This window comes from Ferrovibrio sp. (assembly GCF_046297595.1).
Classification (GTDB): domain Bacteria; phylum Pseudomonadota; class Alphaproteobacteria; order Ferrovibrionales; family Ferrovibrionaceae; genus Ferrovibrio.
The window spans coordinates 305,740-320,384 of the sequence record NZ_JBKBHT010000001.1 but is presented as its reverse complement, the minus strand read 5'-3'; the positions used below and the strand labels follow the sequence as shown (position 1 = coordinate 320,384).

The following is a 14,645-nucleotide window of genomic DNA, read 5'->3' as shown; positions in this document are numbered from 1 at the left end:
CATGCCGGTGATCCGTGTAACTCTGATTGAAGGGTATGATGAGGCGGTACGCGACCGCCTGCTGGAAGGCTATAGTGCGGTGACACGCACGGTGCTGGGCGCGGTGCCCGATGGCATCACCGCCGTGATCGACGAGGTCAAGGCCGCCAACTATCGGCGTGGCAACCAGCGCAAATCCCCGAAAGCGCCGCCGCCGGCGCCCGAACAGATCGTGCGCGACTTCCTGGCAGCCATGGAGCGCCGCGACCTTGCGGCAGCCAATGCCTTTCTGGCCGCGGATTTTGCCATGGTATTCCCGGGCGGTGCACGATTCACAACGCTGGATGAACTGATCGCCTGGGCGAAACCACGCTATCAGAGGGTCGGCAAGGTTTATGAACGCTTCGATACCGTGCCAGGCATGGATCATGCCGTGGTCTATTGTTACGGCACGCTGGAAGGCATCTGGCCCGACGGGTCGGCTTTTGCCGGCATACGGTTCATCGACCGGTTCACGGTTCGGAGCGGGCATCTGCTGGATCAGGCGGTTTGGAATGATCTTGCGGAGCGTATGTCGGATGGTGGTTAAATTACAGAATTGTGCAGGCCAGTTTCATCTGCTCAGTGAGAAACTGGCGAACTAGTTAGGCAAAGGTGTGAACAATTGACCCGGTTCGCGGCTCTTCTGTTGAGCGGGATACCGTGTCAGATCGTTTCAACTCAGTCGAAAGCGGCTAGTTTTTTTGTGTTTTCCGGGTCGTGTTTTGAACGACCCGGAAAATAGTTCGTAAGTAGTCGAGATTTATTCTGCCGCGCTGCGCAGGACCGGTTTGGGCTGTTCCAGTTCGGCCTTGCGGTTCAAGGCGGCATAGTAGGGAGCGAAGGCCGGGCGATTGATGTAGCGGCCGGCGCCCTTAACGCTGCGCACGTCGCCATCCTTGTAGACAATTCGACCCTGTGAAATCGTCACGGTATTGATACCCTCCACCTCCATGCCCTCGAAGATGTTGAAGTCCACCTTCTGATGGTGGGTTTTGGCCGAAATGCGCCGGGTCTTCTTGGGGTCCCATACCACAAGATCGGCGTCAGCCCCAGCCTGGATCACGCCCTTGTGCGGATAGAGGTTGAATATCTTGGCCGCATTGGCCGAGGTGACGGCAACGAATTCGTTCGGTGTCAGGCGGCCTTTGTTCACGCCATGATGCCACAGCACATGCATGCGGTCTTCGACGCCGCCGGTGCCGTTCGGGATCTTGGTGAAGTCGTTGCGTCCGGCTGCCTTCTGATCGGCGCAGAAGCAGCAATGGTCGGTTGCCGTTGTCTGCAGGTGGCCGGCCTGCAGCGCGCGCCACAACGCTGCCTGATGCTCCTTCGACCGGAAAGGCGGGCTCATCACATAGGCAGCTGCCGTGGCGAAATCGGGGTTGCGATAGACGCTGTCGTCGATCAGCAGATGGCCGGCCAGGGCCTCGCCGAACACCCGCTGCCCCTCGTTGCGGGCGCGGATGATCGCTTCAACCGATTCCTTGCAGGAGTTATGCACGATGTAGAGCGGCACGTTCAGAACCTGGGCGATGCGGATGGCCCGGTTGGCGGCTTCTCCCTCGACCTCCGGTGGGCGCGATAGTGGGTGACCCTCAGGGCCGGTGATGCCCATCTTCAGAATCTCTTTCTGGAGATGGAATACCAGTTCACCATTCTCGGCATGCACGGTGCAGAGCGCTCCGAGTTCACGAGCACGCAAGAAGCTGTTCACCAGCACTTCGTCTTCGCACATAATGGCGTTCTTGTAGGCCATGAAGTGCTTGAAGCTGTTCACGCCGTGCTCCTGCACCAGCGTGCCCATGTCGCGATGTACGCTTTCATCCCACCATGTGACGGCGACATGGAAGCTGTAGTCGGATGCTGATTTCTCCGACCAACCCCGCCATTTCCGGAAAGCCGACAACAGGTTTTCCTGCGGGTCGGGAATGACGAAGTCGATGATCATGGTGGTGCCGCCCACCATTGCCGCGGTAGTACCGGAGAAAAAATCCTCTGATGCGGTCGTGCCCATGAAGGGCAACTCCATATGGGTATGCGGATCGATGCCGCCCGGCATCACATAGGCGCCGCCGGCATCCACGACCTCGGCGCCGGCCGGCGTTTCCAGATCAGGGCCGACGGCCTTGATCGTGCCGCCATCAACCAGCACATCCGCCCGCTGGCTGCAATCCGCATTTACCACCGTTCCGCCGCGCACCAGAATCGCCATGTCAGCCCCCTGTTTTCCCTGCTGATGGTGGTATTCACTCATGACCTGACCGAACGGTCAAGAAAATCGTGTGGATATTCCAGGGATATGCCTGTGCGGGTAAAGCACAGGCAGGCTGCATGGTTTTGCAGCAGTGTCAGCGACGGCTTTTCGTCTTGGCGCCCAGTCCGTTAAGGATCAGGCTGCGGATCGTTTCGCCGCCTGCTGCGAAAACCCTGTGATCCAAGTTTTTCTTGTCGAGTACTGCAGCGATTTGGGCGGCGAAGTCGGCATAAGTCTGCGTCATCGCCCAGATCATGAACAGCAGATGGGCGGGATCGACCGGCTTGATCTTGCCCTCGGCGATCCAGCCTTCAATTACCGCGCTTTTCTCTTTTACCAGACGACGCAAGCGGTTGCGCAGAAAGGGCTGAACGTGGCGCCCGCCGCCAATCACCTCGATCGCCCACAGCCGGGAAGGCTCGGGCGAGTGCTGCGAGGCCGCCATCTTGCGGGTGATGTAATTGCCAAGCGCCGTAGCAGGATCGGCATCCGGCTGGATTTCCTGCAGCGCGTCGAGCCAGACCTCAAGGATGGCATCCAGTACGCTGGCGTAAAGCTCCTGCTTGGTACGGAAATAATAGTGCAGGTTGGCCTTCGGCACGCCAGCCTTTTTGGCGATTTCGGCGGTGCTGGCGCCAGCGAAGCCTTTCTTCGCAAACACGGATTCCGCTGCCTTCAGGATTTTGTCCACGTTGCGTCGACGGATTGCGCCAGCCTGGCCATTGGCATGGCCGCCGCTGTTCGCTTCCTCAGCTAGATTGTCTTTTCTGATGCTTCGGATTCTCTTGCCCGCCATTGACCCTTCCCATGTCGTTCTGCCCAACAGGCGGGCAAGTGCATACAACCGATGCAGATTCCTTATGCGGATTACATTGCCGCTGTCAAAGCGGGAATGCGGCTAGCCCCGCATCATCAACTCCAGACTTGACCATTTGGTCAAGAAAATCCTAGCCTCGTTACAAAGGCAAGACAGGCCGAGCGGCGATCAGGGCGTCGCGGCATCTTTCTTGCGAGGCATCCTGCCGATGAGGGATCGGTAGGATGTCATGATCGACGCAGGCCTATGGGGGAGCAGGTCATGGCGGGTGATACCAGTATGAAATCGGCTAGTGCGAATGTCGCTGGGCCTGATATTCGTTCCGGCCGCCTGTCGGCGGCGGAGTACGAGTCCAGGTTCTCGGCGGCCGTGCCGGCGCTGGATCAGCAGGCGGCTCTGATCGAGTCCAATCGGTGTTATTATTGCTACGATGCGCCCTGCATCGAAGCCTGCCCAACCGGGATCGACATCCCAGGCTTTATCCGCAAGATTGCTACCGGCAATACGGCAGGTGCGGCCTTGCGCATTTATGAGCAGAATATCTTTGGTGGTTCCTGCGCCAGGGTCTGCCCGACAGAGATTTTATGCGAACACTCCTGCGTGCGTATGGCGGAAGAAGGCAAGCCCATCCCGATCGGCCTGCTCCAGCGTTATGCTACTGATCACGGCACACCGGCCAACCAGCATCCCTTCTCTCGTGCAGCTGTGACAGGCAAGCGGATCGCAGTGGTGGGTGGCGGTCCGGCCGGCTTGGCCTGCGCCCATCGTCTGGCCATGCAGGGGCATGACATAACTGTATTCGAGGCCAGGGAGAAACTTGGCGGGCTGAACAGCTACGGCGTGGCGGAATACAAGGTGCCGCATGGTTATGCCGGCCACGAAGTTGAATTCATCCTCGGCATCGGCGGCATTGCCGTGCAAACAGGCAAAAAGCTGGGTCGCGATATTGATTTAAGTGCGCTGCGCCGTGATTTTGATGCTGTGTTCCTCGGTCTTGGCCTGTCGGGCGTCAAGGCACTGGATTGCGAAGGGGAGCAACTGGCCGGCGTGATGAACGCCGTCGACTACATAGCAAATCTGCGGCAGACAAAAGATTTCGCCGAACTGCCAGTCGGCCGCCGTGTGGTGGTGATCGGCGGTGGCAATACCGCCATTGACATGGCCGTGCAGATCAAGCGCCTGGGCGCCGAAGAGGTCGCGCTGGTCTATCGCCGCGGGGCCGAGTCCATGAGCGCCACCTATCACGAACAGGCATTCGCCAAGGAGAATGGCGTCGTGATCCGGCATTGGGCTCAGCCGTTGCGGCTGGAAGGCGAGGGCGGTCGCATATCTCGTGCGGTGTTTGAACGCACTGCGCTGGATCAGGCCGGCAAGCTGATCGGCACCGGCGAGCAATTCGCACTGGAAGCGGATATGGTCTTCAAGGCCATCGGTCAGATCTTTGTCGCCGACCCGCTGCGCGAGGAAAGCCGCGACCTGTTGGAGCTGAAGCATGGGCGGATCGCTGCCGATGCCGAGGGTCGGACGTCGCTCGACAAGGTCTGGGCAGGCGGCGACTGCGTGGCTGGCGGCCAAGATCTCACGGTCGCTGCGGTGCAAGCGGGCAAGGTGGCGGCGGATGCAATACATCGTGCGCTGATCCAGCGTGCGGCAGCCTGAGGGAGATGCGTCATGGCCAGCCTGATCACCCATTTTGCCGGCATCAAGTCGCCCAATCCCTTCTGGCTCGCCTCTGCGCCGCCCACGGACAAGGCCTATAACGTCGTACGGGCCTTCCAGGCCGGCTGGGGCGGCGTGGTATGGAAGACGCTTGGCGAGGACGGCTCGCCCATCGTGAACGTTTCGTCGCGGTATGGTGCTTATTCCTACAAGGGCAACAGAGTGGCCGGGCTCAACAATATCGAGTTGATCACCGACCGGCCGCTGGAGATCAACCTGCAGGAAATCAAGCAGGTGAAGCGCGACTGGCCAGATCGAGCCCTGATCGTGTCGCTGATGGTGCCCTGTGAGGAAGAGGCTTGGAAAGCCATTCTCCGGCGTGTGGAGGAAACCGGCGCCGATGGCGTGGAACTGAATTTCGGTTGCCCGCATGGCATGCCGGAACGCGGCATGGGCGCGGCGGTGGGTCAGGTTCCCGATTATGTGGAGATGGTGACACGCTGGTGCAAGCAGTACAGCCGCATGCCGGTGATTGTGAAACTCACACCCAACATCACCAATATACTGGGTCCGGCGCGGGCGGCGGTGCGCGGCGGCGCCGATGCCGTCAGCCTGATCAACACCATCAATTCCATCGTCAGTGTCGACCTTGACCAGATGGCGCCAACGCCGACAGTGGATGGCAAAGGCACTTCGGGCGGTTATTGCGGCCCGGCCGTGAAGCCCATCGCGCTCAACATGGTGGCGCAGATCGCCCGCGATCCGGAATGCAGGAACATCCCGATTTCCGGGATCGGGGGAATCGAGACCTGGCGCGATGCCGCCGAATTCATGGCACTGGGTGCTGGCAGCGTGCAGGTCTGCACGGCTGCCATGCATTACGGTTTCCGCATTGTCGACGACATGGCCGATGGGCTGGCGCGCTGGATGGATGGCAAAGGATATGCCGAGGTCGATGACTTCCGCAGCCTGGCCACCGCCAATGTCACCGACTGGAAGAGCCTCAACCTGTCCTACCAGATCGTCGCCCAGATCGATCAGGATAAATGCATCAAATGCGGCCTCTGCCATATCGCCTGCGAGGACACTTCACATCAAGCCATCACCGCTGAACGGCTCGATGGCAGTCGCCGCTATGCGGTGATCGATGACGAATGCGTTGGCTGTAATCTTTGCATGCATGTCTGCCCGGTCGAGAACTGCATCACCATGAGACGGGTTGATGACGGCAGCGTGTACCAGAACTGGACGCAGCATCCAAACAACCCGATGCGGGCGGCGGCCGAATAGGCCGCGCTAAAAAGTCAGGAGCAAGCAATGGCGAATGAGCATAACATCAAGGTCAATCAGGACCGTCTCTGGGAAAGCCTGATGGAGATGGCCAAGATCGGCGCCACCCCCAAGGGCGGCTGCGCGCGTCTGGCGCTGAGTGACCTGGATAAGCAGGGACGCGACCTGTTCGTGCGCTGGTGCAAAGAAGCCGGCTGCAGCATCAGTGTCGACCGCATGGGCAATATCTTTGCGCGCCGGCCCGGCAAGAACAACGACCTGCCCCCAGTGGTGACCGGCAGCCATCTTGACACCCAGCCGACTGGCGGCAAGTTCGACGGCGTTTATGGCGTGCTGGCCGGTCTGGAGGTCATCCGCACGCTCAACGATCATAAGTTCGAGACCGAGGCACCGGTCGAGGTGTCGGTCTGGACCAATGAGGAAGGCTCGCGTTTCGCCCCGGCCATGATCGCTTCTGGCGTGTTTGCTGGCGTATTCACAGAAGAATACGGTCACAGCCGTGCCGATCTGGACGGCAAGACCATCGGCGAGGAACTCAAGCGCATCGGCTATTTCGGCGACCTGCCGGTCGGCGGCCGCAAGTTCAAGGCCTTCTTTGAGGCCCATATCGAGCAGGGCCCCATCCTGGAGGCCGAGAAAAAGACCATCGGTGTCGTGCAGGGCATCCAGGGTATGCGCTGGTTCGAGGTGACGATCACCGGTGCGGAAAGCCATGCCGGCACCACGCCGATGCCGCGCCGTAAGGATGCCATGCTGGGCTGCGCGCGCATTGTCGACCGCGTAAACCAGATCGCCCTGGATAACAAACCGGGCGTGTCGACGGTCGGGTTGGTTAAGGTGAGCCCCAATTCACGCAATACCATCCCCGGGTCGGTATTTTTCACGGTCGATCTGCGCCATCCCCAGGAAGACGATCTCGCTAGGATGACAAAGTCCCTGCACGATGCCTGTGCCGAAATCTGCGCGGCACTGGGCTTGACCTATGAGTGCAAGGAAATCTGGAATTCGCCCGCGATCCATTACGACAAGGATTGCGTCGCCGCCGTGCGGAAGGCGGCCGAGGAATCGGGATATGCCCACCGCGACATCGTTTCAGGTGCCGGCCACGATGCCGGCTATATCAGCCGCGTGGCGCCCACCGGCATGGTTTTTGTGCCCTGCGCCGACGGTATCAGCCATAATGAAGTGGAATCCGCCCTGCCGGAAGACCTCGCTGCCGGCTGCAATGTCTTGCTGCGTGCCATGCTGAGACACGCAGCCTGAATGGTGGATATGTGTAACGATGGCTGCGGCATTGGAAGAGCGTGACGTGACAGCATCGGTCGAGACGATGAAAGGCAGTGCCATGCCGGCGGTGGATATCGCCGGTGTCAATCTGGTGTTCCAGGCGGCCGATACGCCGGTCTATGCGCTGGCAGATGTTAACCTCACCATTCCGCGCGGCGAATTCGTTTCCTTCATCGGTCCATCGGGGTGCGGCAAGACCACCCTGCTGCGCGTGATCGCCGACCTGCAGCAGGTCACAAGTGGCCAGGTGCGGGTCAATGGCGTCAGCCCGCAGACGGCCCGTCTGGATCGCGCCTATGGCTATGTCTTCCAGGCGCCGGCCTTGTATCCCTGGCGCAGTGTCCTACGCAATATCACGCTGCCACTTGAAATCATCGGTTTGCCCAAAGCAGAACGCCTGGCCCGAGCAAAGCGCGTGCTCGATCTGGTCAACCTCACCGGTTTCGAGAAGAAATTCCCCTGGCAGCTTTCCGGTGGTATGCAGCAGCGCGTCTCGATTGCGCGCGCCCTGTCGGTCGATCCAGAGCTGCTGCTGATGGACGAGCCCTTCGGTGCGCTGGACGAGATCATTCGTGACCACCTGAACGAGCAGTTGCTCGATCTGTGGCGTCGCACCGGCAAGACTTTGCTGTTCGTCACTCACTCCATCCCTGAGGCGGTGTTCCTCTCGACCAAGATTGTGGTGATGAGTCCGCGCCCTGGCCGAATCATCGACGTCATCGACAGCAATCTGCCGCGGGATCGCAAGCTGGATATCCGAGAAACGCCCGAATTTGCCGCTATCGCCCATCGCGTCCGCGAGGGCCTGCGGGCCGGGCACAGTTACGACGACCAGCATGTCTGATCGGCAATCCGCCCGAACCATGCTTGGGCGCCTTGCCAAGGGCGCGGCCTTACCGGTTGCCACGGTTCTGTTGTTTATCCTGGTGGTTTGGTATGCGGGCGCCGTCAAACTGAATGCGCCGCTGGTCCAGGACCAGTATGAGCGCGCAGGACGCAGCGGCTGGACCTGGAGCGAACTGATCGGCGATACCATGACCATGGAGCGCCCGATCCTCCCGGCGCCACATCAGGTGTTGCGGGAGTTGGATCGCAGCGTGCTGCAGACTGCGATCACCTCGCGGCGCAGTCTGGTTTATCACGCCTGGGTCACGCTGGAATCGGCCCTGCTAGGCTTTGCCCTCGGTACGCTGCTCGGTGTCGGGTTGGCGATCATGATCGTGCATGTTACCAGCCTGCAGCGCGCGCTGATGCCCTGGATCATTGCGTCCCAGACCGTGCCCATCCTGGCCATCGCGCCGATGATCGTTGTGGTGCTGGGATCGCTCGGCCTCGTCGGCCTGCTGCCGAAGGCGATCATCTCGGCTTATCTGTGCTTCTTCCCGGTCACCATCAGCATGGTGAAGGGACTGACTTCGCCCGAGCCGATCCAGTTGGATCTGATGCGCACCTACTCGGCTTCCACGACCCAGACCCTGCGTTATCTGCGGCTGCCGGCTTCGCTGCCCTTCCTGTTTGCCGGTCTGAAGGTCGCGATCTCTCTGGCCGTGGTCGGCGCTATCGTCGGTGAACTGCCCACCGGTGCCCAGGCCGGGCTGGGAGCGCGCCTGCTGGCTGGCTCCTACTACGGTCAGACGGTGCAGATATGGTCGGCTTTGATCATGGCCTCGATATTGGCTGGCGGTTGCGTTGGCCTGATCGGTGGTATCCAACGTGGACTCAATCGTCGCTTTGGCGGTGTGGCATGATCAGGCGTGGCGGCGTATTGGCAATCGCATTGTTCTGCGGCCTGGCAGCATTGCTTCTGCCTCTCGGAGCCACCAGCTGGCTGGCTCAACCCGTGGCTCTGACCGGCTGGCTGCTGGCATTGGTTGGTGGTGGGGTCGTTTTCTCGCGCCCGCTTGGTACCACCATTGCCGCGACGCTCCTGGTGGCAGGCTGCTTCCTCGGCGCCGTGGCGCTGTATGCCGTTATGGGGGCTGGAGCTAAGGGCGCCGAGGCTGGCGGCTTGTGGCTGGCGCTGCTTGGTCTTGGCCTGCTGGTCTGGCGCATGCTGGATCGCGTCAGCGTCGTGGTGACGATGCGGCCGGGCCTGCTGGGTGCGATCTCGGCGCCGCTGCTGCTCGGGATTTGGCTGTTATATTTGTGGGAAATGGTCGTGGTCGGCTTTGCGGTGCCGGCCGTGCTGTTGCCGCCGCCCAGTGCCATCGGCCATGCCATCATGGTCAACCTGCCCACGCTGGGCATCGATTTCGTGCAGACCTTTATCCGCGCCGTGATCCCCGGTTTCATCATGGGTTCTGCAGCCGGTTTCCTGGTAGGCGTTCTGGTCGATCGTGTGCCATTCCTGCAACGCGGCCTGCTGCCGGTTGGAAACCTGGTCAGCGCATTGCCGATCATCGGCGTGGCGCCCATCATGGTGATGTGGTTCGGCTTTGACTGGCAGTCCAAAGCCGCTGTGGTCGTGATCATGACCTTCTTTCCGATGCTGGTGAACACCATCGCCGGACTGAATGCGCTCGGCCGCATCGAGCGCGACCTGATGACCACCTATGCCGCCAGCTACCTGCAGACCTTGCTGGCCGCCCGTCTGCCGGCTGCCCTGCCGTTCGTGTTCAACGCGCTGAAGGTGAACGCGACGCTGGCTCTGATCGGTGCCATTGTGGCCGAGTTCTTCGGCACGCCGATCATGGGCATGGGTTTCCGCATCTCCACCGAGGTGGGCCGCATGAACATTCCTACCGTCTGGGCCACCATCGCTGTCGCGGCGCTGGCCGGCTCGCTCAGTTATGGCCTGATCGCCCTGATCGAGCGCTGGCTCACCTTCTGGCATCCCTCATTCCGTAAGACGTCGTAAGCGTAAAGCATCGTGCTTCCAACAGGAGAGGAGAATAAGATGAAACAGCGTGCAATTCTGGGTCTCGCCCTCGGCGCGGCCTTCCTGGCCGCCGCCGTTTCGGCGCAGGCGGCCGACAAGTTCACCATCCAGCTCAAGTGGGTGACGCAGGCGCAGTTCGCCGGCTATTACGTCGCCAAGGACAAGGGCTTTTACAAAGACGTCAATCTCGATGTGACCGTGAAGCCGGGCGGGCCGGATATCGCTCCGCCGCAGGTGATGGCTGCCGGTGGCGCCGATGCCATTATCGACTGGATGCCGTCGGCGCTGGCCAGCCGCGAAAAGGGTGTGCCGCTGGTCAATGTATCGCAGACTTTCCAGAAGTCGGGCATGATGCTGACCTGCTCGAAGGCCAGTGGCGTGACCTCGCCGGATAAATTCCCCGGTCAGACCCTGGGTGTCTGGTTCTATGGCAACGAATATCCGTTCCTGACCTGGATGGCCAAGCTGGGCATTCCCACCGATGGCAGCCCGAAGGGCGTGAAGGTGCTGAAGCAGGGCTTCAATGTCGATCCGATCATCCAGAAACAGGCGGCCTGCATCTCGACCATGACCTATAACGAGTATTGGCAGGTCATCGATGCCGGCTTCAAGCCTGCCGACCTCGTGGTCTTCAAATACAGCGAGCAGGGCGTCGGCACGATGGAAGATGGTATCTATGCCAATGGCGCCAAGCTGGGCGATGCAGCCTATGCCGATCGCCTGGCCCGTTTTGTCGCGGCTTCGAACCGGGGTTGGGATTGGGCGGTGAAGAACTCGGATGCTGCGGCGATGATCGTGCTGGACAACGACACGACTGGCGCGCAGACGGAAAAGCACCAGAAGCGCATGATGGGCGAAATCGCCAAGCTGGTCGAAGGCTCGAAGGCAGGCACCGGTTATCTCGATCCGGCCGATTTCGACCGCACCGTCAACATCCTGCTGTCGGTCAAGTCCGATCCGGTCATCACCAAGAAGCCGGAAGGCGCCTGGACACATGCCATCTACGAGGCGTCGAAGAAATACGCCAAGTAATCTTTCGGCGCGCAGGCGCCGCTATTACTGGAAGCGGCGACGCAGGCTCTGCGTCGCCGTTTGTTTTTCAGCCCTGACTGTAAAGGCAGCCCGGCATCAGCGTTTAAGCCTTATGAAAAAGGCCTCCCGGCTCTGGCTTGCCGCCCATCCGGCAGGCTAGGCTCGGCAGCATAAGCAGAATTAGGGAGCGAGCAGACGATGAGCAGTCACAAGGACAAGGTCGCGCTGGTGACCGGTGCGGCCCGTGGCCTGGGCCTGGCGACCGCGACGAAATTCCTTGATCAGGGCTGGCGCGTCGCCATGCTCGATATCCTGGGCGACACCCTGCGCGAAGCAGTGACGGGGCTTGATCAGGCCGGACGTGTCCTGGTGCTGGAGGCCGATGTTTCCGATCCGATCAAAGTCGCGGCGGCGGTGCGCCAGACACAGGCACGCTTCGGCCGCATCGACGCGCTGGTCAATAATGCCGGCATCGCCATTTTCAAGCCGATCCTGGAGGTGACGCTGGAAGACTGGAGCAGGGTGATGGCTGTCAATCTCACCGGGCCGTTCCTGATGACCCAGGCCGTGGCACCGCTGATGCGCGACCAGGGTGGCGGGGCAATCGTGAACATTACTTCGATTTCCGGACTGCGCGCCTCGACCTTGCGGGTTGCCTACGGCACCAGCAAGGCAGGGCTGGCGCATCTCACCAAGCAGCAGGCGGCGGAGCTGGGCGAATATGGCATTCGTGTGAATGCCATTGCACCCGGTCCGGTCGACACGGCGATGGCCAAGGCGGTACACACGCCGGAAATCCGCGCCGATTATCACGACCATATCCCGCTCAACCGCTATGGCCTTGAGGCCGAGCTGGCCAATGCGATCTGCTTCCTGTGCGGTGACCAGTCCGGCTACATCACCGGCCAGGTGATCGCCGTCGATGGTGGTTTCGACTCCACCGGCATCGGCCTGCCGACCCTGCGCGGGCAACGGAAAAATAGCTAAGGTCGATTACAGAAGCAGGCAGGCGCGCTCGAAGGCGTGCCGCGGCTGGCGGCCGAACAGTTTCGATGGATCGCCGTAACCCAGGTTGCACAGGAAATCGGCCTGGCAGCGGCCATCGGGGAAGAATTCGGCATTTACTTTTGCGGCATCGAAGCCGCTCATCGGACCGCAATCTAGACCCAGCGCGCGGGCAGCGATGATCAGGTAAGCGCCTTGCAAGGTGGCATTGCGCTGTGCGGTGGCCTGGGCCAGTGGTGCATTATTGGCAAAGGTCTCGCGCGCTTCCGGCTTGTGCCAGATCTTGGGCATGTATTCATAGAATTTGGTGTCGCGTGCGACGATAGCAGTCACGGGCGCGGCCATGGTCTTGTCGAGGTTCGTGGGTGACAGGGCGGGAGCCAGGCGCTGCTTCGCCTGCTGCGTGCGCAGGAATACCAGCCGCATCGGCTGGGTATTCATCGAGGTCGGCCCCATCTTCAGGATGTCGTAGAGTTCGCGCAGCAGGTCGTCGGAAATCGGTTTGTCCAGCCAGCCATTCTGGGTGCGGGCATCGAGGAAAATCTGCTTCAGGGCGTCGGCTGCGATCCGGGTCATGACATTGCTTCTGATGCTAGAGGGCTACGGAAGTGCGGACAATGGTGGCAGTCTTGCGCAGGTGATTTTCCAGTGCTGCCACCGCACGCGGAATATCGCGGTCCATCACCGCGTCGAATATCGCCTTGTGCTCCGCCGGCACATCGCGTTTTTCGGTCTGCAATGGCACCGACATGCGGCGGTAGCGCTCGCTCTGTTCGTACAGCATCGCGCGCATGCGCAGCAGCCAGTCGTTGCCGCAGGCGCCGACCAGCTCGGCATGGAAGTCGGCATGCGCCTTCGACCATACGTCGCTTAGATGCTGTTCCCTGCCGGCTTCCGACTGGCTCAGGCGGGACAGGCGATGCCAGGCGGCGACCAGCCGGCTTTCCCAGGCGAGGTCGCCGCGTTCGATCGACGTGCGCAGGCAAAGCGTTTCGATGGCGATGCGCGCCTCGGTGATATCGGCCAGTTCCTTCGGTGAAACGGGGCTGACCGTATAACCACGCTGCGGTTCCGATACGACCAGGGCTTCCGATTGCAGCATCGAAAGCGCCTCGCGGACCGCGCCGAGGCTGACATCGAGTTCGCTGGCAAGGGCGGCGATATTCAGCTTCGTTCCGGGCATGAGCCGGCAGGTCAGGATATCGGCGCGGATCTGCGTATAGGCGCGATGGGACTTGGTACCCGTATTGGCCTCCGGCGGCAGGGCCTCAGAAACGGGGGTGTCAGGGCTGTGGATTATTTTCATGCGAAAAATATATTGCTAGAGGTTAAATCTATGTGTAAGACAAAAATACAAAAAAGTTTGAACCCTGACAAGGCCGGAGCCGGATCGGGGCAAAGCGGAGGAAACCAGAGATGACCGAGCCAAAGCGGTCCGGCGTGACCGCGATCCATTCCCTTGACCGTTTCGTCTTCAGCGTGCCCGACCTCGGTGTCGCCAAGACCTATTTCACCGACTTCGGGCTCGATGTCCGCCAGGTCGGGAACCGGCTCGACCTCTATACCTTCGGCCATCCCCATCGCTGGGGGTCGATCTACGAAAGCGGTAAACCGAAGAAGCTCGAATATCTGGCCTTGGGTGTATATGCGGAGGATTACGAGCCGCTGCGCCGGCATCTCGACAAGATGGGTGTGAAACCGGTCGATCCGCATCCATTGGTGGACGAGCAGGGCTTCTGGCTGCGCGATCCCGATGGCATCACCCTACAGATCGTTGTGGCCGAGAAGTCGTCGCCCAATGCGAAGGGTACGGCTTTTGGCCCGCTCAACATGAAAAACCCCATCGGCATCGATATTGGCATCAATCGTCGTGCGATGCAGCCGGTGAAGCCGGTGCGGCTCACCCATGCCCTTCTGTTCTGCTCGGATGTGCCGCGTTCGCTGAAATTCTACAGCGAAGCCCTCGGCATGCGGCTGTCGGATCAGTCCGGCGAAGGGATCGCCTTCATGCATGGCGTGCATTCCAGCGATCATCACCTGCTTGCCTTTGCCAAATCGGATGGCCCGGGCCTGCATCACACCAGCTGGGTCGTCCGTGGTGTCGATGAGGTCGGCCTTGGCATGGAGCAGATGCTGAACAAGGGCTACAAATACGGCTGGGGCGTCGGCCGTCACGTGCTGGGTTCAAACTATTTCTATTACCAGCGCGATCCGTGGGGCAGTTTCACGGAATATTCCTACGATATCGACTTTGTCGGCGTCGATACCGACTGGCCGGCCCAGGACCATCCCCCGGAGGATTCATTTTATCTCTGGGGGCCTGCCGCACCCGAAGATTTTGTCACCAACCATGAAACCGCCGTCCGCAAGGCCGGCTGAAATTTGCCATAACTGCAAGAGGA

General features: G+C 60.7%; 14 protein-coding genes. 10 read left to right on the top strand and 4 right to left on the bottom strand.

What is annotated here, in order from left to right; all coding sequences use genetic code 11:
* Position 1 precedes the first annotated feature (1 nt).
* Positions 2-568 (top strand): tautomerase family protein, encoded by a 567-nt coding sequence (locus ACK4FJ_RS01690; RefSeq protein ID WP_409763066.1) that lies wholly within the window; start codon positions 2-4, stop codon positions 566-568.
* A 213-nt stretch (positions 569-781) separates the two neighbouring features.
* Here the strand turns inward: ACK4FJ_RS01690 and hydA are convergent, their stop codons facing one another.
* Together hydA and ACK4FJ_RS01680 are read right to left on the bottom strand one after the other, a co-directional pair.
* Complete coding sequence (gene hydA, locus ACK4FJ_RS01685; protein WP_409763063.1) at positions 782-2,233, bottom strand: dihydropyrimidinase; 1,452 nt, start codon at positions 2,231-2,233, stop codon at positions 782-784.
* A 136-nt stretch (positions 2,234-2,369) separates the two neighbouring features.
* Complete coding sequence (locus tag ACK4FJ_RS01680; RefSeq protein WP_409763060.1) at positions 2,370-3,119, bottom strand: TetR/AcrR family transcriptional regulator; 750 nt, start codon at positions 3,117-3,119, stop codon at positions 2,370-2,372.
* A gap of 234 nt (positions 3,120-3,353) precedes the next feature.
* Between ACK4FJ_RS01680 and ACK4FJ_RS01675 the strand changes: the two genes are divergently transcribed.
* The 8 genes from ACK4FJ_RS01675 to ACK4FJ_RS01640 all read left to right on the top strand — a co-directional run bounded on the left by ACK4FJ_RS01675 (position 3,354) and on the right by ACK4FJ_RS01640 (position 12,225).
* Positions 3,354-4,751 (top strand): NAD(P)-dependent oxidoreductase, encoded by a 1,398-nt coding sequence (locus ACK4FJ_RS01675; protein WP_409763057.1) that lies wholly within the window; start codon positions 3,354-3,356, stop codon positions 4,749-4,751.
* Positions 4,752-4,763: 12 nt separating this feature from the next.
* Complete coding sequence (gene preA / locus ACK4FJ_RS01670) at positions 4,764-6,041, top strand: NAD-dependent dihydropyrimidine dehydrogenase subunit PreA (protein WP_409763054.1); 1,278 nt, start codon at positions 4,764-4,766, stop codon at positions 6,039-6,041.
* Between the two features lie 27 nt (positions 6,042-6,068).
* On the top strand, positions 6,069-7,304 hold the full coding sequence (locus tag ACK4FJ_RS01665) for a Zn-dependent hydrolase (protein ID WP_409763051.1): 1,236 nt from the start codon (positions 6,069-6,071) through the stop codon (positions 7,302-7,304).
* 67 nt (positions 7,305-7,371) lie between these two features.
* The gene (locus tag ACK4FJ_RS01660) at positions 7,372-8,172 is read left to right on the top strand and encodes an ABC transporter ATP-binding protein (protein ID WP_409764861.1); all 801 of its coding nucleotides are present in this window, start codon (positions 7,372-7,374) and stop codon (positions 8,170-8,172) included.
* A gap of 19 nt (positions 8,173-8,191) precedes the next feature.
* On the top strand, positions 8,192-9,076 hold the full coding sequence (locus ACK4FJ_RS01655) for an ABC transporter permease (protein WP_409763048.1): 885 nt from the start codon (positions 8,192-8,194) through the stop codon (positions 9,074-9,076).
* Positions 9,073-10,185: an ABC transporter permease gene (locus tag ACK4FJ_RS01650; RefSeq protein ID WP_409763045.1), complete on the top strand. Its 1,113-nt coding sequence runs from the start codon at positions 9,073-9,075 to the stop codon at positions 10,183-10,185. Before ACK4FJ_RS01655 ends, ACK4FJ_RS01650 begins: the two co-directional genes overlap by 4 nt.
* Before the next feature lie 39 nt (positions 10,186-10,224).
* A complete protein-coding gene (locus ACK4FJ_RS01645; RefSeq protein ID WP_409763042.1) occupies positions 10,225-11,238 on the top strand; it encodes an ABC transporter substrate-binding protein in 1,014 nt (337 codons plus the stop codon).
* A 198-nt stretch (positions 11,239-11,436) separates the two neighbouring features.
* Positions 11,437-12,225: an SDR family NAD(P)-dependent oxidoreductase gene (locus ACK4FJ_RS01640; protein ID WP_409763038.1), complete on the top strand. Its 789-nt coding sequence runs from the start codon at positions 11,437-11,439 to the stop codon at positions 12,223-12,225.
* A 6-nt stretch (positions 12,226-12,231) separates the two neighbouring features.
* On the opposite strand, the gene ACK4FJ_RS01635 is transcribed toward ACK4FJ_RS01640, so the two are convergent.
* Both ACK4FJ_RS01635 and ACK4FJ_RS01630 read right to left on the bottom strand, forming a co-directional pair.
* Complete coding sequence (locus ACK4FJ_RS01635; protein WP_409763035.1) at positions 12,232-12,819, bottom strand: malonic semialdehyde reductase; 588 nt, start codon at positions 12,817-12,819, stop codon at positions 12,232-12,234.
* 16 nt (positions 12,820-12,835) lie between these two features.
* Positions 12,836-13,549, bottom strand: coding sequence for a GntR family transcriptional regulator (locus tag ACK4FJ_RS01630; protein ID WP_409763032.1), 714 nt, complete (start codon positions 13,547-13,549; stop codon positions 12,836-12,838).
* 110 nt (positions 13,550-13,659) lie between these two features.
* On the opposite strand from ACK4FJ_RS01630, the gene ACK4FJ_RS01625 reads away from it, so the two are divergent.
* Positions 13,660-14,622: a VOC family protein gene (locus ACK4FJ_RS01625; protein ID WP_409763029.1), complete on the top strand. Its 963-nt coding sequence runs from the start codon at positions 13,660-13,662 to the stop codon at positions 14,620-14,622.
* The last annotated feature ends 23 nt before the right edge of the window (positions 14,623-14,645 follow it).